This is a genomic window from Microbulbifer aggregans (genome assembly GCF_020524005.1).
Lineage (GTDB): Bacteria > Pseudomonadota > Gammaproteobacteria > Pseudomonadales > Cellvibrionaceae > Microbulbifer > Microbulbifer aggregans_A.
In genome coordinates this window covers 92,839-115,153 of sequence record NZ_JAIVKK010000014.1, presented here as the reverse complement: position 1 = coordinate 115,153, position 22,315 = coordinate 92,839, and the positions used below count along the sequence as shown (strand labels likewise).

The following is a 22,315-nucleotide window of genomic DNA, read 5'->3' as shown; positions in this document are numbered from 1 at the left end:
ACCCGATTCAGAACTGGAACCTGACGCTGTCACAGCTGACGATCCACTTCCCCGAGCGCTTGGAAAAACACATCAGCCTGTGAGGGCTATATGGCTGACACAGAGTTTTGAACACCCTCCCGACTTTCGGCATTGAGCTAATTAGCAATGATCTAATTTACTTCAGATCTAGCTTTTGCTTTGAATCATCTACCTGGATAAGTCAATGCAACGGTAATTACATCCGCCTTTCAATACGAGGCGATGACTTGCATACTTGGTTTAACAGTTTTTTTCGTTAAAGTATAATTTTTATCTCTGCAAGACACATAATACTGCAAGGTAGTTTCCCTCTATCCGTAGCGGCACCATCTGATCTGGCGACCAAACTTGTTTTTATCATTTAGAACCTCAAGATTGAATGTGATTGAAATACCACGTGATCTTGCCTCACCTAATCGTGCGTTCTTTCTTGACCGAATACCAGAAATCCTTACACCATCAGTAGTTGAAAACCTTCCACCTTACTTTCATGGTATCGACTCACCAGAACTTGCCCAAGCATGGCTGGTTCGGATGCTGACGGAGAGTCGGTTATTTCTGGTTGAGACCGCGGAGAGCACGCTGATCGGATTCTTGTTTGCATCCTCAGGAGAAGATCGTGAGACGCATGTAGGCTATTTGCTTGCCGAAGGCTATTGGGGTAAAGGTTTGGCAAGCGAATTGCTTCAAGGTTTCATCGGAAAAGCTTCAGAAATTGGTCCCTGGACTAAACTGGTCTGTGGCGTTGATCCAGCCAATGTCGCGTCAGCTCACTTGCTGAAAAAGCTGGGTTTTATTGAACGAAAAAATAATGGCGATGGCGCCGTCTTCTACGAGTATGTATTTCCCCAACCACAGTCATAAATGGGAACGTCGAGGTTCAGAAGACGAGCACGCAATGACCGGCATTACCGGCTTGCAGGCATTTGGCGTTTAAGCGGCGCATTCACGCCCGCACTAATTACAGACCCAACATCATTATCAATGACACCTTTTATAGCGAGGCTGCCATGTACTACATCGTGGATACGGACAAGTCCTTCGCCGAGGCTGCCAGTGACCTGGAGCAGGCGGTAACGCAAAACAACTTTGGTGTGCTGCATATCCACGATCTTGGAGCGACCCTGCGCAGCAAGGGCATTGCCTTCAGCGAGGAGTGCAAGGTGTTCGAGGTGTGTAACCCCATGCAGGCCTCCAAGGTAATGAGCATCGATATGCGGCTGAATATGGCATTGCCCTGCCGTATTTCCGTGTATACCGAAGCGGGCAAGGTCAAGCTCGGCTATATCAAGCCGGCCGAGATGCTCATTGGCTTGTCGTCCGATCCTGCGCTGGCCACTATCGCCGGGGAGGTTGAGGACTCCATGCTCAAGATTCTGGCGGATGCAAAGTAGCAGGCGTCCACGCATCGACTGAGAGCCCGGGGATCCTCCGGGCTTTTCGGTCACAGGCATTGCCCTGTAGCACCGGCATCCTGCACCCTCTATCTCCGCACTCCTTACCTTCGCATCCCGCCTCCGCACTCCGCCGCCCCCACCAGCACCCGGCTACCAGAAACCACCCAGTCAGCACCTCTCTACGTAGCGGACAGGCAAGCAAAAACCCGCCAACCCAACCCGGTCATCCGGCAACAAAACTCCTCCCACCGGGAGGGGGATAACAGGCGCCGGGGGAGTAGGCACAATGGTCAAAAATGGTGCGACCAATCTGCGCGCACGCGCTGCGATGATAAGAAAGAGAGTGAGCATGAGAGAGCAAAGTAAACCGCGCAATGCACTGCGCAAGGGTTTCCGATTTGGCCTGATGGTATTAGCCCTACCATTTGCGTCCCTGCCGTTTGCGTCCCTGCCGGTAATGACCGCGGTAGCAGCGGAGCAACAGCGCGAGTACCTCAGCCACCAGCTGCAGGACGGTGCACTGGTGATCCAGACCAGTGACAGCCAGGTCACCCTGACCCCGCTGAACAATGCCGCACTGGAAGTTCAGTACCAGCGCGAGGGGCTCAAGCAATTGCCCTCCTTCGCCCGCGCCGACAAAACCCTGCCGGCGATTCACGGCAAAGTCAGCGAGTCGGCATCCGACCTGCACTACTCCCTCGGCACCCTGACTGCCGTGGTGCACAAGTCCCCTTTCTCCATCGAATACCGCCGCGGTAGTGAGCACTTGCTCTCCGAGGAGCACGGCTTCTTCGCCAATGAGACCATGCGCGGCTTCCGCTTTGGGCTGCAAGAACAGGAGAAGCTGATCGGCGGCGGCCAGCGGGTACTGGGCATGGATCGCCGCGGCCACCGCCTGCCGCTGTATAACCGCGCGCACTACGGCTACACCACCGAATCCGAGCAGATGTACTTCAGCCTGCCGGCGGTGATGAGCAGCAACAAGTACATCCTGCTGTTCGACAACAGCGCCACCGGCACCATGGACCTCGGCGCCAGTGAAGAAGACGTGATGCAGTTTGAGGCTGTTGGCGGGCGCACTGCGTATATCGTGGTGGCCGGGGAAACTTATCCACAGCTGATCGAAAGCTACGTGGACGTGACCGGCCGCCAGCCGATGCCGCCGCGCTGGGCGCTGGGCAACTTTGCCTCCCGCTTCGGTTACCGCACCGAGCAGCAGGTGCGCGAGACGGTGGACAAGTTCGCCGATGAAGACTTCCCGCTGGATGCCGTGGTGCTGGACCTGTACTGGTTCGGCCCCGACATCAAAGGCCATATGGGCAACCTGGCCTGGGACAAGAACGCCTTCCCGCAGCCGGTGGAGATGATGGCGGATCTGCAGCAGCGCGGTATCAACACCATCCTGGTGACCGAGCCGTTCGTACTTTCCAGCTCCGAGCGCTGGGACAGCGCCGTGGCCGGCAACGCACTAGCCAAGAACCTGGCCGGCGCGCCCAAGCGCTTCGACTTCTATTTCGGCAATACCGGCCTGATCGACGTCTTCTCTGAAGACGGCCGCGACTGGTTCTGGGATATCTACCGCGACCTGAAACAACAGGGCGTGGCCGGCTGGTGGGGCGACCTGGGCGAGCCGGAAGTGCACCCGTCTGACACCGTGCACGCGATCGGTATGGCCGACGAGATCCACAACGCCTACGGCCACCGCTGGGCGCAGATGCTGTTTGAAAACGAGCAGGCGGAATCCCCGGAGGAACGCCCGTTCATCATGATGCGCGCCGGTTTCCCGGGTTCCCAGCGCTACGGCATGATTCCCTGGACCGGCGACGTGGAACGCAGCTGGGGCGGCCTCAAGCCACAGGTGGAGCTGTCGTTGCAGATGGGCCTGCTCGGCTTCGGCTACACCCATTCCGACCTTGGCGGCTTTGCCGGCGGCGAGAAGTTCGACCGAGAGCTGTATATCCGCTGGCTGCAATACGGCGTGTTCCAGCCGGTATACCGCCCGCACGCCCAGGACCACATCGCCCCGGAGCCGGTATTCCACGACCGCAAGACCCGCGACATCCTGCGCGAGTATGTGAAGCTGCGTTACCGCCTGCTGCCGTACAACTACACCCTGGCGTTTGAAAACAGCCAGACCGGCATGCCGCTGATGCGCCCGCTGTTCTTCGAGCAGGAAAACAACCTGTCACTGCTCGACAACAAGGACGCCTACCTGTGGGGCAACGACTTCCTGGTGGCACCGGTGACCAGCGAGGACACCGATGAGGTGAATGTCACCCTGCCCGGCGGTGTCTGGTTCGACTACTGGAACGACGCGATCTACAGCGGTGAAACCGCCCAGGTGGAAGTGGACCTGAAAACCATCCCGGTACTGGTGCGCGCCGGCGCCTTCATTCCCACGGTCAGCGACATGCAGACCACGCACGACTATTCCAGCCAGCAACTGCGCCTGGACTACTACGCGCATCCGTCTGTCACCAGCTCCAGCAGCTACGTCTACGAAGACGATGGCGTGACCGTGAATGCGTTTGCCAAGGGCGATTACGAAAAGCTCGAATTCAGCAGCGTGCGCAGCGACAGCGAGTTGCGCATTGAGCTGGCCCGCAGCGGCAATGGCTACACCGGCGCGCCGGAATCCCGCGCCATCGAGCTGGTACTGCACAACTGGTCAGCAGCGCCTGCCGCCGTCACCGCGGGCACCACCACCCTGCCGCTGGTGGACAAGGCACAACAGCTGGAAGAAGACACCGCCTGGTACGACAAGCGCACCAAGTCCCTGCACGTGCGCTTCAACTGGGCAGAAAAGAAAAAAGCATTGACCGTAACCCTGTAAATAAAGAGCACTAGCCCCCCCTGTAGGAGCCTGCTTGCAGGCGAACCCTCCTCACTGCGAAGCACCATAGCTTTCGCCTGCAAGCAGGCTCCTACGGCAATCACGGCACTACCGAATACGGATTATGAACAGATTTATTCAACTATTACTGGCCTCTTCCATTGCAGCAGCCACCCTGACGGCCTGCGACACCAACACCGAATCGCCGGCCACTGAAACCGCAACCCATTCCGCTCCAGCCGCCACTTCCGGCAAGCCGGTGATCTACCAGGTACTGCCGCGCCTGTTTGGCAACACCAAGGACACCAACAAGCCCTGGGGCACCATCGAAGAAAACGGCGTGGGCAAGTTCAATGACTTCACCCCGGAAGCGCTGGAGCAGATCCGCGCGCTCGGTGCCAACTACATCTGGTACACCGGCGCCCTGCACCACGCGATGGTGCGCGACTACAGCGACGTCGGCATCGCCAATGACGACCCGGATGTGGTGAAGGGTCGCGCCGGCTCCCCGTACTCGGTCAAGGACTACTACTCCGTCAACCCCGACCTGGCGGAAGCCCCGGGCAAGCGCCTGGAAGAATTCCGCGCGCTGATCGAGCGCTCCCATGCTGCGGGCCTCAAGGTGATTATCGATATCGTGCCCAACCACGTTGCGCGCAATTACCATTCGCTGGCCAAGCCGGAAGGCGTGCGCGATTTCGGTGCCGATGACGACACCAGCGTGGAATACGCCCGCGACAACAACTTCTATTACGTGCCCGGCGAGCCCTTCCTGGTACCGGTGGCGGAGGACGGCTACCAACCACTGAATGGCGAGGCCAACCCGCTGGTGGACGGCAAGTTCGACGAGATGCCGGCGAAGTGGACCGGCAACGGCAGCCGTGCACCGCAACCGGCGCATAACGACTGGTACGAGGCGGTAAAAATCAACTTCGGCGTGCGCCCGGACGGCAGCTACGACTTCCCGGAACTGCCCGCTGACTATGCACAGAAAGATTACCGTGAACACGCGGCCTTCTGGGCCGATAAGGATGTGCCCAGCAGCTGGAAAAAATTCCGCCAGATCACCGATTACTGGCTGACCTTTGGCGTGGACGGTTTCCGCTACGACATGGCCGGCATGGTGCCGGTAGCGTTCTGGAGCTACCTCAATTCCTCGATCAAGATGCAGAACCCGGACATGCTGCTGCTGGCAGAGATCTACCAGCCCGACCTGTACCGGGACTATGTACGCCTGGGCAAGATGGACTACCTGTACGACAAGGTCGGCACCTACGACGCCATCCGCGCGGTGATGGAAGGCAAGGCCGGTACCGATCCGCTGGTGGGTATCCAGCAGAGCCTCACGGGCATTGAAGACAACATGCTGCGTTTCCTCGAAAACCACGACGAGCAGCGCATTGCCAGCCCCGAGTTTGCCGGTAACGCCGAAGCGGGCATCCCCGCCATGGTGGTATCCGCCACCATCAGCGGCGCGCCGACACTGGTGTACTTCGGCCAGGAACTGGGCGAGCCGGGCGCGGGTGATGCCGGTTTCGGCAAGGCCAGCCGCACCACCATCTTCGATTACTGGTCTGTGCCCACGGTGCGCCGCTGGATCAACGGCGGCGAGTTTGATGGCGGCAAGCTGACCGCAGAGGAACAGTCCCTGCGCAGCTTTTACCAGCGCCTGCTGAACTTCACCCGCGCGAGCGAAGCCCTTGGCGGCGAATACCGCGACCTGCATGCGTATAACCGCGAGAACGGCGCAGGCTACAGCGACAAGCTGTTCAGCTTCGCGCGCTGGACCGGCGATGAACGCCTGCTGGTAATCGCCAACTTCGCCGATATGGAGCAAGCGGTCCAATTCAGTGTGCCCACCGAGCTGGTCCAGCAGTGGCAACTGGCCAGCGGTGAGTATGCCCTTACTGACCAGCTGCAAACTGGCGGCAGCACCATGCAGGTTAACCCGCAGGGTGAAGGCGCTGTATCACTGCAACTCGCCCCACACTCCGCCCGCGTGCTGAAACTGACTCGCTGAGGACAAAGCCCATCTGCCCGGGAAGGTTTAGGTTTGTACAGAAACCTTCCCGATCTGGTACTGTCGTAGACTTCACAGTCAGTGCATTACACTGACACTTAACGCTGTGGGATCAACGGGAGGACAGGCAGATGGGTGGAAGCATACGCGATTGGCTGGTGGCACTGCTGGTATTGGCAGCAGTGGTCTTCGGCATTTACTGGTTTGCCGTACGGGATGCGGTAAAGCCGGCATCCCCTCCCCCCGTTATCGAGACCCCGGTTGAACCCGCGCCCAAGGTGGACCTGGAAGAACCCGAGGAGCCGGTACTGCCACCGGTCCCCGAACCGGCAGAGCCCGCTGAACCACCGCGCAAGCTGCCCGCCCTCAACGACAGCGACAAAGAAGCGCGCGACGACATCATCAGTCTCTCTTCCGACGGCACGCTCGCCAAATGGATCGTGCCTGACGAAGTGGTGCGCAAGTGGGTTGCCGCGGTGAACACCGCGACCAAGGGCGAGCTGATGCACAAGAACCGCCCCTTCACCAACCTCGAAGGCGCCATCGCGGTCAAGGACCTGGAAACCCGCACTGACGGCGCCAGGGTGTACGTCCTGTCCCAGGAAAATTACCAACGCTACGACCAGCCGGTGCGCCTGTTTGCCATGGTCGATAGCGACCATGCCGTAAAGCTGTACCAGTTCTGGTACCCCCGCCTGAAACAGGCGTACGGCGAACTCGGTCTGAAAAACAAAAACTTCCACGCCGCGGTAATGGCCGCGATCGATCAGGTACTCGCGGCACCGGAAATCGAAGGCCCGATCAAACTGGTGCGCCCGACCGTGTATTACAAATTTGAAGACGAGAAGCTGGAGAAGCTGCCCGGTCTGCACAAGCTGATGATCCGCATCGGCCCGGACAATGCGGCGCGGGTTAAGGAAACGCTGAAAGAACTCAAGGAGAAACTTGAGCAACTGCCGTCCAACTGAGCGGCATCCTCTTTGCCGCCTTTCCGGCACCTGCAAGGAACCACAACCGTACCTTGCAGGTGTCTGATGCCCACTTTCTCTCTCTTGTTTCTGCGCCGTTCTGTACGCAATTAGAGTGAGTGACTGCTCCCGTGCGCGGAGTTTAGAAACTGTCTTTCTCCCCTATCCGCTCTATCCTCTCCAACTCCCCTAGAACATTTTATTTCCAACGGCGAAAACTCCCGGCCACTTATTGCACTCCCCCGCGAATTGACCGAGCATCCATAGGGTCATATTAGAGCCCGGCTCTAACCACTGCCGGCGATGAGGTACAAAAATAAATCCAACGATGTACTTCTGGAATTCAGGGAGTGATAGCGATGCAAACACCTGTCAATCTAATCCATCTCTTTAAAGTGTTTACCCTCGCACTCTGTACCGCGGCTCTGGCAGCCTGTGGTGGAGGTGGAAGTGGAAGTGGAGGTGAAGTAGATACCTCAAGCAGTTCCTCGGGTGGTTCTTCAAGCGGATCTTCAAGTGGATCGTCAAGCAGTTCGTCGAGCAGCTCCTCCAGCGGATCAGGCACAGCCACAAACTCGGCGCCAGTCATCAATCACATTTACTTTTCGCCCTACCCTGCATTCACCAATACGGACTTGAAAGCTAATGTAGCCAGCTCCGACCCAGACAACGATGCACTGACCACTACATTTACATGGTCGGTGAACAGCCATATCGTAAACGACGCCACCGGTGAGACACTGCCATCAGAACACTACGTCAAAAATGACCTGGTAACTCTTGTGGTTGAGGTCAGCGATGGCGAATTGTCGGCCTCAAAGGCGAATGAGATCACCATCAGTGACAGCCTGCCGACCCCCGTGGGCTCCAGCGTCCCCAAAACCGTTGAATACGGTATCCCCACCACGTTCACCATCGGCGCAGAAGATGCAGACGGGGATGAAGTTTCCGTGCGGCTGGTGACGCGCCCCAATGGTATGACACTCGCCGAAGATGGCACGGTCACTTGGACTCCAACCGGGCCCATGTTTGATACCACGCAAGAGGTGCACTGGACGGCAATCCTCGAACAGGGCGATCTGCGTAAATCCTTCGGCAGTGCCATCACTGTCGTCGACGAAAACCGTCAGGTCCCGTTGAGCCGTAGCGGCATCATATTTTCCGGTGAGATCACCAGCGGGGATTTCAATGGCGACGGCACCGAGGAATTACTGGCTTCCGACTATAACCAGCGTCTGTTTACCATCGGCCACGACGAAAACAGCTATCAGCAAAACTGGATGTACCCTTTCGCCTTACCTGGCGGAGGGAAAATCAGCTATATCGCAGCAGGAGATATCGACGGTGACGGCATTGATGAAATGTTTATCGGCCTGAACAAGTTGCAGGATTTCCCCGACCAGGAAAAAACGCAAATACTGATCATCGATGGTCAGACCCGTCGCTTGCGCGACACCATCCATGTTTCCGGCGATATTGTGCAGAGTATTCGTATCGCCGACGTCAATAACGACGACCAACAGGAAATCGTAACGCTCATAACCAAAGATTACTATTCCGATACCGAGTACGTGGTCGAGGTACGCCAGTCGAGTGACTTCAGTCTGATCTGGCAATCCTCTCCGCTCGCACAGGAAAACGCTCTCGCTACCGGCGATACTGATGGCGACGGCACCGAAGAAATCATTCTCTCCGGTGGCTATATCTTTGGGTACAACGGCACCACCTTTACCAATGAGTGGCTGTTCGGCGATGGGGCCATTTATGCTATCGACGCAGCGGATCTGGATGGCGATGGTACAGATGAAATCATCGCGCTGTCGAATGGGAATAGCAGCTACCAATTGACGATCTACGATGCGCTCAACAAAACAGTCAAGGCGGAAATTGTAGAACGCTTCTCCAGTTTCCACCTCTCAGATATTGATGGTGATAAAACCGTTGAGATCTTTGCCATCCCTTACTCAGCTTATGAAGCCAGACTTCTATCCTTCGATAGCAGCACCGCGCAATTCAGCACGCAATGGGCACTGAGCTTACCATTCACAGGAAAATGCCTGGTGGCAAACATAAGCGGGGATAGTGGGAAAGAATTTGTTATTTTTGATGGCGGGCTCAGGTCCAGGATTCTGGTCGCGGGAGCGAATCCGGAACCAGAGATCGAATGGCAGAATGACGATATCCACAGAATAACCCTGCCTTTCGAGGGAGGGGAGCTCGCCAACTTTAATGGCAATGGTAATCGGCTGGTTTTTTTTGCCAAAGCCAGCTCCATTCTTCCCACATACAGTACCTATGGTGCCAGGGCGATCCAGCTGGACCCGGTCAATGGCAAGCTCGAATGGTCACCGGCACTAGCAGCGAATGTCACCGGTACGGTCACCGATCAGGGGCAGGATGGCTCCGCTGAACTATTGTACTTTAGCGGCGATACTCTTTCCCTCTACAGTTTTTTCACCCAGTCCTTAATCTGGAACTATTCCCCAATAGGAGGCGCTGGTGGCTCAGTAGCAAAAGGAAGATTGAATACTGATCTGGAAGATGATCTCGTTATTCTTACCGGTGACGGAAACATTATCGGATTTGATCCCAAGAACCAGGCCGTACTTTGGGAAGAAGAGCGCGAGAGCGGCAGGCACATTGCCCTGGGCGACCTGAATGGCGATTTGGGATATCAAGTCGTCATCGCCGACAATCATTCGCTATCCATGTATTCGGCAGGAGAAAGTGGAGTAACACCAGAAGCCAGCCAAAGCCTCGAGGCGCTAGCCCCATTATTGACAGAGGAAAACTACGTCTACGACTTTTCGACTTCATACATCACCAGCCTGGCCATAGGAGACTTTGAGGGCGATGGAAATCAGGAAGTTGTATTCGCTGCTTCTAGCACTGGGGAATTTTCCTGGCTGGTGATACTCAATAACGACTTGTCGCCACGTAAAATATTACGAAGAGAGGGCAGCGTGCAAGGCCTTCTAGTCCAGAACTATGGCACTGGCCACCATAATTTATTGGTCAATGAGGTAAGCGATATCAATTATTTTTCACACAGCCAATTTATAGAAATTTCACCTGAGTCGGGTCAGGCGGTTTCAAAGTCACCTTTGGTCCCCACTATGAATATGGACAACAGCATGTATTTCGTCGATACAAATGGAGATGGGATTCCAGAGCTAAGCTACGGTTCAAGTATTGCAATGAATGTAACCCGCTGACATCATCCGCCACAAGGAGGCCCGACTTTTAAGTGGGTCTCTTTATATGGCACTTACTCATATGACATCGGCTCAAAACCTGCCGCTAAAACAGCGGAACAAGCAGAACTGTATTGATCTAAATATGACTCGACAAACTGCTAAATCATTGATTCAGACATATAGCCAAAAATCCCCCCCTGATACACATCACAATTTGAAATAAAATACCCCTACCTGGTACTAGCGTACACTCACTCGCCACTTCGGGGCCTTGAACCGAGACCTCAACAAAAAGAAAATCCACGCTCTTAATTTTTTCAAAAGAAGGTCAACTCAAAAAGTTGCACTTTGAACGAATTCAATTCTGACACTGGTAATTTCAAGGAAGGATCCGTGGCAAGACGTACCAAAAAACCCGGTGCCCCATCACCGTCAAACCTTTTTTATACTCTACTTTTGAGCTTATCGATTACCGCCTGTGGCGGTGGTTCTTCTGGTGGGGGATCAAACCCGCCCCCCGCTAACGGCGGAAGTTCTTCATCGAGCAGCGGCTCAGGTTCCAGTGGCGGATCCACTAGTTCATCCAGCTCCAGTTCTTCCAGCAGCAGCTCTAGTTCATCAGGGAGTTCCAGTTCTTCCGGAAGCTCAAGCTCCAGCTCATCCAGCGGTGGTGTAGTCAACCAGCCACCCACCATCAGCAGCTTCGCAATCACTCCGGCAGAAGCATTCACTGATAGCAACCTGGTGGTATCACTAGACGCTTCGGATCCCAACGGAACCGAGTTGCAGGCAAGCTATGTATGGCACGTCAACGGTGAAACCGTTGAGGGTGCTACAGAAGATACTCTCGAGAGCCCGAACTTCATTAAAGGCGACGAAGTCACCGTTGATGTCGTCATCAGCGATGGTGAATTTACCGAAACCGCAAGCGCCACCACGACCATTCTGGAGGCACCGCCCAGATTTACTGTAATTGGTATGCCGGAGACGGCGCAGTACGGTGAACCCGTAGCGTTCCAGGTTTTGATCGAAGATCCCGATAATGATCCATTTACCTGGGAATTTGTTGCCCGCCCGAATGGTATGGAAATGGACGAATCCGGCACAGTCTCCTGGACACCGACCGGCCCGATGTTTGATACCCAGATAGATAAAAACTGGGAGATCGTGGCCACCCAGGGCGACGAGCAATATTCTTTTAAAAAAACCATTAAGGTCGTCGACGATGATCGCGAGATGGTGCTGTCTCGTGGAACTGTCTACATAAACCCTACAATACCTACTTCGACGATCGGTGACTTCGAAGGAAACGGTAAACATGAAATATTAATAGTCAACGGCTATCGACGCCTGCAAACACTGGCTTACGATGCGGGTAATTATGTACTTAACTGGGATTACCCCTACTCTTTTGCTCAACATACAGAAAGTTACAGTAGTGTTGCCGCCGCAGATTTAAATGGCGACGGCCGGGATCAAATAATAGTCGGCGTTGAAGCCCATTTTGAATGGTCCCGGGACACAACCCATCTTTACGTATTCGATGACAACCGACATCCGCAAAGATCTGGAGAAGTTCCAGGCAATGATGTGCAGGTTATTCGCGTAGCGAATGTCGATAACGATGACGACCTTGAAATCGTACTGCTGGTCGGAAACCACAACTACAGAAGTTCATCTGATGATGCTATGAGTCAAAAGCATCTGGTCATACTAAACGCCTCAGATTTGTCACTGAAATGGCAATCATCGGTGATGGAGTTAGGTTCCAGTATTGCTGTCGGCAACGTAGACGCCGATCCTTATCAGGAAATTGCCACCGATAAAGGCTACGTTTTTGGCTTCAACGGCACCGACTACGAAATTGAATGGCACTATGAAGAAGGTTTTGACGAAAAAACTGCCTTTGCAGACGATTTTATTCCACTAGAAATTGTCGATGTAGATGGCGACGGCCAAAATGAAATTGTCGCTTCCAATCTTAGACTATTTGACGCACGCAAACAGGAGCTCAAAAGTTCCCCCGGCATAGATGCGCAAGACTTTACGGTTTTCGATTTAGACGGCGATAATCATCCTGAATTTCTGACTAGAGAGCAGATCTACACCTTTGATACCGAGGGGACTGGCAACTTTATTGCTTTATGGGACACGCCTATTACCGGTATGGAAGATGGGAATATCCATGCGGCAAATATGGATAACGATCCGGACGTCGAGTTCTTCGTATCCAGCGGTAGCGACCATCGCGTTTACGCCAGTAGCGCTGGTGACAGTGGACCGACCTTGGAGTGGACAACTGACCACCCCAGTGATCTGTACTCGGTTTTGCATAACCCGCACTTCCTCAATCTTGACGGATCTGGCGAAAAAATTGTCCTCTCCGGCCTCAATCAGAGAAACTGGGAGACCCAAATGGCCTTGATTGACCCCGAGTCCGGAGCCATGGCCTGGCGATACACATTCCCTCGCCAACTCGCTTCTTACAGATACTTCGGCATACCCGTAGATTTGGGTGGCGACGGAACCACTGAACTCTTCCACATCGACGAAACGATTCCAGGTGTGTTTGACTTCACTTCCGAGTCAATCTCCTGGAATGGCGAAGATACCGGCAGCAAAGTCCTCGCTCTCGAACAGGGAAATATCGAACCCACCTCCCAAGCGACTATTTTCTTTACCACAGAAGACAATACGTTGCACGCGTACGATACGGCAACCTTACTGCCGATCTGGCGCCTTGAAAATATCGAGGGTAATATTCTAAATGTGCACGACATAAACTCCGACGGCAAAAAAGATATCTTGACCGCAGGTCTTCAAACGCTGAACCTGGTGGAAGTCGAAGAAAGCGACCCCGTGCTATCGACAACATTTTCTCTACAAGATATCGAGACGGAGGTTCAAGATGAAAGCTATTCGAGACGCCTAAACAACTTGGAAATCACGAGCGTTTCCGTTGGCACAATCTCCCCGACATCAGGGGATAAAATTGTCCTAACTGCCTCACTTGACTCCTACGCTGGATCGTGGCTAATCGTGCTAAATACTGACTTCACTCTATACAGCTTCACCGCTTATGATGACCGGCGTATACATTCCGGATTGCTTCAGAACTACGGAGAAGGAAATAGAAACTTATTGCTCGACGTACAACTTGAGGCAACCCTTAATCCACCGTTTATTGTCTATTACTACGACCACTACTTCATGGAAGTTTCGCCTGAAAACGGGAAAATAGTATCCATGTCACCAGGCCTCTCGGCTGACGCCATTCCAAGAAGCATGAAATATGTGGATACAAATAATGATGGAATACAAGAGCTCTTATGGAGCACCGCACACGGGAGCATTAACGCTACGCGCTAAATAACTGTATTGATCAGCCGAAAAAAGGACCCTTTGGGGTCCTTTTTTAAATCCTTCAATTAAAAAACTCATATTCGACTAAAAACCGAAAGCTCTGATCCGGGCTTTCATCGGTCACCCCGACAATGACACCAAACTCCCAGCGCAACCTGCGTCCCTGGCCGAATTTCACATCGCCGAGCAATACGGGCCCGAGGCCCACCGTGTCCTGCCCTGCATAGAATTCCAGTGCGGGTTCCAGTTCCGGCTTCCAGCGGTAACGCCCCTGGAGTTTAAGCTCGGACTCCAGCTCGTCTTCCTCTTCACCCCATTCGTAGATGGCTTCCAGGTTGGCGGTACCGGTCCAACGCCCCCACTCGCGACTGCTGATGAGTGTCACCGCAGTCTCCCACATATCTACCTCGGTTTCCCGCTCCAGCTCAAATAGCATGCCCCAATCAGCGCTGTACTCACCCTGCTCGGTAATCTGCCATTTGGCCTCCAGTTCCACCGCTTTCAGGTTCAGGCTTTCCTCGTGGCTTCCTTCGCCGATCAGGTATACCTCACCGAACCAGCGTTCGCTAAACCCATACCCCATTCCCAGTCTGTGACGATGAAGGCCGTCGAGTGGCTCTTCTTCGAGTTCCTCTTCACCGAACTCTTCGCCGCCCAGCTCCTCGAGATTAGGCGTTTCGTCATCAGAGTCGCGTAGCCGCGTGGCTCGCCACTCGATTTCGGTTTCCCCGGCCTCTACATAGGGGTCGTAAATACGATCTACCACGATCCCATCCGCCAGGGCTGCGCTCGACAGGGAAAGCGTTATGGCGGTTGCGACTACGCTACGCCACTCAGTCCGGGTGAAATTCATAGTTCTGTCCTTCCATGTCACTACGTCGCAACGCAAATGCGATCAGCAATACCATCATCCCCACCCCCAACAGGTAGGCGATAACCTCAGCGGGTGTCGGCGTCGCTTCATACCCTATAAGGGCATAGAGCAACTGCCCAAACAGCGAGTTTTCATCCAGCAGTGTAGATGTATCCCATAGAGGCATAGCCGAAGGCAGCCAGTCTGCCTGCACCAACTGCTGGGCCGCCTGGAGACATAGTCCGCCACCGACGAGCGTAAGCAGTGTCAGTACAACCCCTAGCGTGTACTGACACGGCAGTTCAACCAGCACGTAGTAAATCAGCGCGCCAATACTGAATCCGATACCCGCCCCGATCAGTGCCCCGCTCAATACGCTGGACAACAGTGCCTGTTGTGGGGCAAATGCCATCAGGTAAATGAATATTTCGGATCCTTCCCGCAGGGTGGCACAGGCGATTGCCAGTAACATCATGCTCTGCAATAGCCCGAGATAGCGCCGGTTGCCATGGGTATTCATGATCAGCAGGAGCGCGATCACCAGTAGGAAAAAGTACAGCGCCAGCTGTAAAGCTGCATTGAGAATCTCCTGACCTACGCCGTCGGCCGCCTCCGAAATCGGTCCTAACATCAAACCGTAACCGATCGAGCCGAGCACACCCGCGGCCAGTGCTCCGTAAAACCACTGGCGTCGCAGTTCCAGTACGCGACACATGGCAAGAAGAATACTGAGCAGCAGAGCCGCTTCGAGCACTTCCCGCAGAACGATAATCACACTCGTCAGCAACACGAGACTCCCCCCGGGTAGTTATTATTGTGCAATGACCTTTCCCTGAGCGGTTTTGGGGTTGAACTCACCGAAAAATGGATATTCGCCCGGCGCCAGTGGCCCGATGAATATCACTGCTTTCTGCCCGCCCATAATCACTTTTTCCCGGTTGAGTTCGTAGCTTTCGAACTCTTCTGCCGTGGCATCACGGTTGTAGACGATCAGCTTCACTTTTGTATTAGCCGGCACCACCAGTTCCGATGGATGAAACAGGTGATCGCGAATCTCCAGTGTCAGTACCGGCCGCTCGGCCAAAGCGTGTAATGGCATAGCCAGTACGCCCAGCGCAAGGGTATACAGCAATGCCTTGCAACGAAGGTTTTCAGCCAATGGGATTCTCCTTGCGAGCCTGCCCGGTTTGCTCCTCGCTGCCGGCTCCACGTTCATGTTCGTTGGCACTGGGAAAGCTAACCTGCACCGAAAGCCCCTGCCCCAGGCTGGATTCCCCCAGCACAATACTGGCATGGTGCAATTGCGCGATATGCTGCACGATTGATAGCCCGAGCCCACATCCTGCGGCAAGGGACGCGTGGCGATCGCCCCTTATCCGATAAAATCGCTCGAAGACCCGCTCGCGCTCGTCCGCGGCAATGCCTGGCCCGGAATCTTCGACACGCAGACATATACCGGACTCTGTGGGTTCCACAGTGACCAGAACCCTTCCCCCTTCCGGGGTATATTTGCCCGCATTCGCAAGCAGGTTCTGCAACAGTATTGTCAGTGCAAACTGATCGCCCGACATCGTTGCCCTGTGCCCCCGCAGTTCGACAGACTGACGACGCTGTTCGAACTGTTCGTAGCGCTCGGCAATGGTGGTTCGCGCCAGCTGGTGCAAGTCCACCAACTCGAAACGCGCAGGGTAATGTTCCGGCGTCGTACGAAAGAGGTCCAGCATCTGTTCCACCAGATGCGCCATTCGCTCGATACTCTGGCGCAAACGAGGAAGGGATTCCGGCAGCGGCGATACGCCCGCCTCGGTAATTTCCTGAGCGAGATTGTGCGCGTGAATCTGTATGGCACTGATGGGCGTGCGTAACTCATGTGCCGCATCCGCCGAAAATCGACGCTCGCGCTCAAATGACGCCTGCAGGCGCTGCAACAGGGAATTGGTCGAATGAATGACCGGGAGAAGCTCGGCCGGCGCGTTGTCTTCCGGCAGCGGCCGGAAGTCCTCGGCTCGCTTGTTGCTGAGGGCTCGCGCCAGGCGACGCAGACTGGAAAGCCCGCGACCAATCACCAGCCAGATCAATAGTCCCGCCACCGGCAGCCCAAGCAGAATCGGCAAAACCGATTCCACAATCACTTCGTCCGCCAGGTTATAGCGCAGGTCCACCCGCTCGGCGACATAAATCCAGCGAGCATTCTCCGCATCACGCAAACCAAAAACCCGCCAGCGATAGCCGGAAAAATTGACCTCGCTATAACCTTCCTTCGCAGGCACGACAGGCGTGAGCGGCGCATTATTGGAGCGCAGCACCAGAACACCGTCATCGCGCCATACCTGAAAAGCCAGCAAGTCATTCTGCTGTACTACCTGCTGCGGCGCGCCATTGCCGGAGAGGGATGCCAGCATACGCGCAGTCGCGGCAATCTGGCGATCAAACAGCGCCTGCGCCTCATCCATACTCGCGCGGTAACCGTGCAACGCAGACACAAAATTGACCAGCGTAATGGTCGACAGCAGCGCAATCAGGAGGAAAATTCGGATGGACTTCACTGGCCGTTTTCCAGCTTGTAGCCCACACCGCGAATATTACGGATCAGTTCCGGATACAGTTTTTTACGCAGGTTGTGGATATGGACATCCACCGTATTACTTGAGACCTCCTCACCCCAGCTGTAGAGTTTTTCTTCCAGCTGTTCTCGGCTCTGGATCAATCCCGGTCGCTCGGCCAGTGCGCGCAAGAGAGCGAATTCCCGGCGCGAAAGCTTCACCGCCTTGCCGCCGCAGGTAACCTCATGGGAAGCGGTATTAATTACCACATCGCCGATGCGGAGTTCTGCGGTGGTGATACCGCCCACACGGCGTTCCAGTGCCCGCAGCCGCGCCAGCAATTCGTCCACCGCAAAGGGCTTGGTGAGGTAGTCATCGGCGCCGGCATCCAGGCCGGCAATCTTTGAGGCCAGGTCGTCTCGGGCGGTGAGAATCAATACCGGCGACTTGAACTGTCGCCGGCGCAGCTGCTTCAACACCTCGACGCCGTCGATATCCGGCAAGCCGAGATCCAGAATCACCAGATCCGGGCGGGCCGCCTGCGCCAGTGCGACGCCCCGCACACCCAGTTCTGCATGATCGACGGCATAACCTGCATGACGCAGCGCAGTGGTAATGCCGTCGGCCAGTGACTGGTCATCTTCTATCAGCAGCAGTCTCACGTTAGTGCAGTTTTTCCTGGATCATTGCTTTCAGCTTCAGGATCTCACCCATACGCCCTTCACTCGCCAGGGGGCGCGCCAGGTCTTTGGGGGCGTGCTCGGCCTTGCTGACATATTCCAGCGCCCGCGGATAATCCTTGCGTTTGAAAAGATAGTCGGCGTAGAAGTAATTGGCATCGATGTCGTCGGCGCCATACTCCAGGCCTTTCTTCAGGTACGTTTCCGCTTTTTTATCATCGCCAAAGCCGATTGGCCAGCCAGGCACCTGATAATAGAGGCTGCCGAGACTGGTATAGGCCGCGCCGTCCTGCACACGGCCATTCAGGGCGATGGCCTGTTCGAGGTCTGCTTTGGCGGCCTTTACCGCCGACAGTGCACCCAGACCGCCTTTTGCACCGGCGTAAGAAGCGCGAATGATGCCGCTCCAGACCCAGAGATCAGCGCTTTCCGGGTTCGCGCTGGTCGCCGCCTGAGCGCGGTTAATCAGTGTTTCAAATTGTGCGACCTGCTGCTTTTCCGGCAGTCGGTATTTGATTTGCGCCCACTCACGCTGCAGCGACGCCAGCGTATCAGACGGATTCGACGCCCAGCTGGTGGTTGCCGGCAGGCTCCCCATAAACAGGATCGCAAGCGGCATCCATACGTGTTTTTTCCAGACCTTCAACCGGGTGGGGTTCATCAGATTTCTCCTTACTGGGCTTTCCCGGCGGCGTATTCACGCACTACCGGCAGTTTTTTGGTTAATGCGGAATCGACGACGGTGGGAAGGAGTGCGTTGACCTTGATAAACAGCCTTTCCGGCCAACCGATAAAACGCCGGCTGCTGCTGCCGGACTGCAAAAGTTTCAGACACTGTTCGGCCACGGTTTCCGGCGCATCGCTGTGGTTGCCCAGTGCGCGGTTCAGGTTTTTCACCGCTTCCGTATTGAGGGTTGTATCCACGGCTCGGGGCGCCAGGTAGTGCACCCGCACACCGCGGTTTCCCTGCTCACGACGCAGCGCTTCGCTGAATCCGTGCAGGCCCGCCTTGCTGGCGCCGTAGAGACAGAAGCCGGGGTGTCCGATATGGCCAAAGGCAGAGCCGATATTTACGACTGCGCCCTGCGGGCTCTGCGACAACAGTGGCAGCAGATCCCGTGTGAGTGCGATGGGTACCAGCAGGTTGGTATCCAGTACCTCGCGCAGTTTGGCGTCATCGATATCTTCAAGCAGTGCGAACTGCGATACCCCCGCGTTGTTGATCAGTACATCCACGCCGCCATGGGTAGCACGGCAGCGTTCCACCAGTGCCTGACGCTGGGTGGGGTCGGTGAGATCCGCTACCATGGACTGGTGACGCTCGGGGTCTGGGAGACTCAACCGCAGGTTATCGAGACGTTCTGGATTGCGCCCCTGAAGCAGCAGAGTGTAGCCATTTTCCGCCAGCAGGTGGGCGATAGCGCTGCCGATACCACCACTGGCGCCGGTCAGGAGAACCGTTGTTGCCGATGTATCCCTGGCCATATCACGCTGCCTCCGGAACCAATGTGCGGCTTTCGACTTCGCGGAAAATGTCACCGTAAAGCCGATAGATCGCACGCGCACTGTGGACGATTGACGCCTGATCCCGCGGGTCTTCAATCCGGTCCATCAGACCGCGGAAAAACTCCACGTGGCCGATATCCAGCGCACCGTGGGATTTCAAATAACTGAAAGCCGCATCGGGCAAGTCCAGTGCCTGCTGAATCGCACCCGCGGCGGAATCTGCGAGCTGGATACTGGTGCCTTCCAGCACATTGACCATGCCAAAAAATCCGAGTGGATTGCCGCGCGCAATGGTGTCGTAGGCGTAAGCCACCATCAGCTCGGTACTCAGGTTCGGGCTACTGCGACGCACGGCTTCGGCATCAGCACCGCAGGCCGCGATGTCATTCAGGATCCATTCCTGGTGGCCGGTTTCCTCTTCGATATATTCCGCAAGTGCCACGCGCAGCCACTCCTGGCTTTCATTCAGGCGCGCACCGCAGGCCATCATCAGCGGCACGGTATGCTTCACATGGTGGTAGGCCTGGGATAGAAAAGCGACGTATTCCTCGCGGTGTATCTCACCGCGCGCGCCGCGCTGGATCAGGGGCACACTGAGTAGTGCATGACGCTGTGCTTCAGTTTGTGCTTGTAACTGTGCGTAAAAACTCATCAGGCAACTCCTGGGTTCATATGGTCAGATGAAGGCTTGAAGGGAGGTTCATTTCCGGGTTCGCAATACAGCGCATCGATCAGGTTCCGGTACTGCTCTGCGATTCGTTCGCGCCGTGGCCGGCCATTCGCAGTAAGCAGGCCGTCGGCATAGCCGAGCGGTCTTGGCAGTGCGACCCAGTGCCGGATACGCGCGTAATCCGGCAGACTCTGGTTGAGTTCGCCCAGCCAGTGGCTGACCTGTGCCGGCGCGCTGCCAGGCATGGGGAAAATCAGCGCACTGCAATACGGTTGCGCATCGCCCACCACCACACACTGCAGTATTTGTGGGGATTGCAGCACTTCGCTTTCGATCCACTCGGGAGAGATGTTGCGTCCGTAGGCACTGATCAGGAGATTCTTGCTACGCCCGGTGATATGCACAAAGCCTGCATCGTCCACTTCGCCCAGGTCGCCGGTAGCCAGCCACTCCTGCTGTATATTTTCACTGCCCAGGTAGCCCAGATAGCGCGGACCCCGTACATGGATTTCACCTTCACGCAGCGAAATTTCGCAGTGCGAGAGCGGCCTGCCCGCCGCGCCCGGACAATCCGAGCCGGGCAGGTTCAGTGCCACCACGGAACCACACTCAGACAATCCGTATCCTTCGTAAACCGGCAGGCCATTGCGGCGCGCAGCACGCAATAAGTCCGGGGCCACTTTGCCGCCCCCCACGGCCACAAAACGCAGTGATTCAGGGGGTGCCCAGCCCTGCCGGACCTGCCCGAGCAGCGCCTTCAGCATTTGTGGCAGCAGTATCAGGCTGTTCGGGCACTCCTCGCTGATACAGTGAGCAAGCTTCGCGGCATCCAGCTGCGAGCTGCCCCCGAGACCGACAGCCTCGAGGCCCGGGACCAATAAGGTGCCGCCCAGAAGCCAACAGGTATATGCGCCGGCCACGTTTTCCAGCAGCGTGGCGAGGGGCAGTACACACAGGTGTCGCTCAACATCGAGCTCCGCAAAGGATGCCGCCAGGGCCTGTGCGGTAGACAGCTGGGTCTCCGCCGACAGACAAACGCCGCGGGGGGTCCCGGTAGAACCCGAGGTAAAAGTGATCTTTGCCGTATCCCGTGGCAGGGCCGGCGAACAGCCGGTATTGACCTCAAGCACTGCCAGGCCGGCCAGCTCACCACTGGCGATACCGACTTCAGCCAACGCAGTAAACCGGGCGCAGTCGTCGGTCAGCAGTGCCTGCATTCCACTTTCACGCAGGGTGTGGCTCAGCTGTCCCGCGGAAAAAAATCCTGGCAGCGGTACCGATACCACGCCGGCAAGCTGACAGGCCAGGTCCACGAGCAACCACGCGGGGCCGTTGTCTGCATGCAGACCAAGTACAGAGATTTCCCGCTGGCGCAATTCCTCCGCAAGCTGCTCCACTTCCTCTATCAGCCCGCCGTAGGTAAAGCCGCCCTGCTCTCCCAACAAGGCGATCTGCTCGGCATTGTGGCGCGCGTGACAGCGCATGGTTTCGATCAGTTGCATGGGTGGTGTCCTCGCAGAATGGGTGCAAGTGCTTCGGACTGTGGGCGGCAGGCTTCGAGCAGCTCGCCGACCAGCGGTCGCTGCAGCAACCTTTCTCGCTCCGCCGCCACATTGATTGCCGTGACGACAGGCCGTGTATCGTAATAACTGCCCCAGTCGGCCAGGGCCGTTCCCAGTCGCGTACCGTCGGCGCGACATAGCGACAGCTGGTTATCCGTGAGTTTTTGCAGGAGCCGGTGCACTTCCGGGGTGGCGGTGAAAATCGCCCAGGTGAGATCGGCCGCAGCCATCAGTTCTGCGAGCATCAGGAACAGCATGCGGCTGCTGCCGCGCGTACTGGAGACCAGGTTGCCAATCTCGACGATCTGGGCCCGCGTCACTTGGGTACCGGCAGCCGCACTCAGGCAGGCTTCCACCGGTTCATCCAGATACTGCTCGAGAAACAGCGTACCGCTGTCTGCCCGCCGCATGCCCAACGCAGAGTGGAAGTCTCGCCCTTCACCGTACGCGAGCAGCAGCGGCAGGAAGCTCTTCAGGTTGGCGCCATAAGCATTGTCAAAGCAGTGGGCGATATAGCATTCAAGTGCCAGGCGCTCACTATCTGCAGATTTGGTCAACTGGAATCCCGAGCGACCGGAACGGCTGATGATTGCACCGTAGCGGCCCGGAACTGACTGTGACTCTGGGGTTTTCAAGACTTCCACTGCCTATCTCCTTACCTGAGCCACTGGTATCGAAGCTCCCGGTCGGTTATTGGATAGA

The 22,315-nt window shown here is 56.1% G+C and carries 18 protein-coding genes; 7 read left to right on the top strand and 11 right to left on the bottom strand.

Annotation, left to right across the window (positions count from 1 at the left end; translation table 11 throughout):
* Positions 1-402 precede the first annotated feature (402 nt).
* From LC093_RS19305 to LC093_RS19280, 6 genes are all read left to right on the top strand, one after another.
* The gene (locus tag LC093_RS19305; protein ID WP_226668826.1) at positions 403-885 is read left to right on the top strand and encodes a GNAT family N-acetyltransferase; all 483 of its coding nucleotides are present in this window, start codon (positions 403-405) and stop codon (positions 883-885) included.
* Positions 886-1,031: 146 nt separating this feature from the next.
* Positions 1,032-1,415, top strand: coding sequence for a DUF302 domain-containing protein (locus LC093_RS19300; protein ID WP_226668822.1), 384 nt, complete (start codon positions 1,032-1,034; stop codon positions 1,413-1,415).
* Positions 1,416-1,767: 352 nt separating this feature from the next.
* Entirely contained in the window at positions 1,768-4,251 is a 2,484-nt protein-coding gene (locus LC093_RS19295) for a TIM-barrel domain-containing protein (protein WP_226668820.1), read from the top strand.
* A 124-nt stretch (positions 4,252-4,375) separates the two neighbouring features.
* A complete protein-coding gene (locus tag LC093_RS19290) occupies positions 4,376-6,271 on the top strand; it encodes an alpha-amylase family glycosyl hydrolase (protein WP_226668817.1) in 1,896 nt (631 codons plus the stop codon).
* Between the two features lie 131 nt (positions 6,272-6,402).
* A complete protein-coding gene (locus tag LC093_RS19285; RefSeq protein ID WP_226668816.1) occupies positions 6,403-7,239 on the top strand; it encodes a DUF3014 domain-containing protein in 837 nt (278 codons plus the stop codon).
* Between the two features lie 635 nt (positions 7,240-7,874).
* Entirely contained in the window at positions 7,875-10,454 is a 2,580-nt protein-coding gene (locus LC093_RS19280; RefSeq protein WP_226668812.1) for an FG-GAP-like repeat-containing protein, read from the top strand.
* 425 nt (positions 10,455-10,879) lie between these two features.
* Here the strand turns inward: LC093_RS19280 and LC093_RS19275 are convergent, their stop codons facing one another.
* Positions 10,880-11,167, bottom strand: a complete 288-nt coding sequence (locus tag LC093_RS19275) for a hypothetical protein (RefSeq protein ID WP_226668806.1) — start codon at positions 11,165-11,167, stop codon at positions 10,880-10,882.
* Between the two features lie 52 nt (positions 11,168-11,219).
* On the opposite strand from LC093_RS19275, the gene LC093_RS19270 reads away from it, so the two are divergent.
* The gene (locus LC093_RS19270; RefSeq protein ID WP_226668803.1) at positions 11,220-13,805 is read left to right on the top strand and encodes an FG-GAP-like repeat-containing protein; all 2,586 of its coding nucleotides are present in this window, start codon (positions 11,220-11,222) and stop codon (positions 13,803-13,805) included.
* A gap of 55 nt (positions 13,806-13,860) precedes the next feature.
* Here the strand turns inward: LC093_RS19270 and LC093_RS19265 are convergent, their stop codons facing one another.
* The 10 genes from LC093_RS19265 to LC093_RS19220 are packed head-to-tail and all read right to left on the bottom strand — an operon-like array spanning position 13,861 to position 22,257.
* Entirely contained in the window at positions 13,861-14,652 is a 792-nt protein-coding gene (locus tag LC093_RS19265) for a hypothetical protein (RefSeq protein WP_226668800.1), read from the bottom strand.
* A complete protein-coding gene (locus tag LC093_RS19260; RefSeq protein ID WP_226668796.1) occupies positions 14,633-15,442 on the bottom strand; it encodes an FTR1 family protein in 810 nt (269 codons plus the stop codon). The genes LC093_RS19265 and LC093_RS19260 overlap by 20 nt, the downstream gene beginning before the upstream one ends.
* Positions 15,443-15,463: 21 nt before the next feature.
* Complete coding sequence (locus LC093_RS19255; RefSeq protein WP_413231516.1) at positions 15,464-15,811, bottom strand: cupredoxin domain-containing protein; 348 nt, start codon at positions 15,809-15,811, stop codon at positions 15,464-15,466.
* A complete protein-coding gene (locus LC093_RS19250; protein WP_226668792.1) occupies positions 15,804-17,198 on the bottom strand; it encodes an ATP-binding protein in 1,395 nt (464 codons plus the stop codon). The genes LC093_RS19255 and LC093_RS19250 overlap by 8 nt, the downstream gene beginning before the upstream one ends.
* Positions 17,195-17,857, bottom strand: a complete 663-nt coding sequence (locus LC093_RS19245; protein WP_226668789.1) for a response regulator — start codon at positions 17,855-17,857, stop codon at positions 17,195-17,197. The genes LC093_RS19250 and LC093_RS19245 overlap by 4 nt, the downstream gene beginning before the upstream one ends.
* A gap of 1 nt (position 17,858) precedes the next feature.
* Positions 17,859-18,536, bottom strand: a complete 678-nt coding sequence (locus LC093_RS19240; protein ID WP_226668786.1) for a tetratricopeptide repeat protein — start codon at positions 18,534-18,536, stop codon at positions 17,859-17,861.
* An 11-nt stretch (positions 18,537-18,547) separates the two neighbouring features.
* Complete coding sequence (locus LC093_RS19235) at positions 18,548-19,360, bottom strand: SDR family oxidoreductase (RefSeq protein ID WP_226668783.1); 813 nt, start codon at positions 19,358-19,360, stop codon at positions 18,548-18,550.
* Position 19,361: 1 nt separating this feature from the next.
* The gene (locus LC093_RS19230; protein WP_226668780.1) at positions 19,362-20,033 is read right to left on the bottom strand and encodes a TenA family transcriptional regulator; all 672 of its coding nucleotides are present in this window, start codon (positions 20,031-20,033) and stop codon (positions 19,362-19,364) included.
* The gene (locus LC093_RS19225) at positions 20,033-21,553 is read right to left on the bottom strand and encodes an AMP-binding protein (protein WP_226668776.1); all 1,521 of its coding nucleotides are present in this window, start codon (positions 21,551-21,553) and stop codon (positions 20,033-20,035) included. Before LC093_RS19225 ends, LC093_RS19230 begins: the two co-directional genes overlap by 1 nt.
* The gene (locus LC093_RS19220; RefSeq protein WP_226668773.1) at positions 21,544-22,257 is read right to left on the bottom strand and encodes a thermostable hemolysin; all 714 of its coding nucleotides are present in this window, start codon (positions 22,255-22,257) and stop codon (positions 21,544-21,546) included. The genes LC093_RS19225 and LC093_RS19220 overlap by 10 nt, the downstream gene beginning before the upstream one ends.
* Between the last annotated feature and the right edge of the window lie 58 nt (positions 22,258-22,315).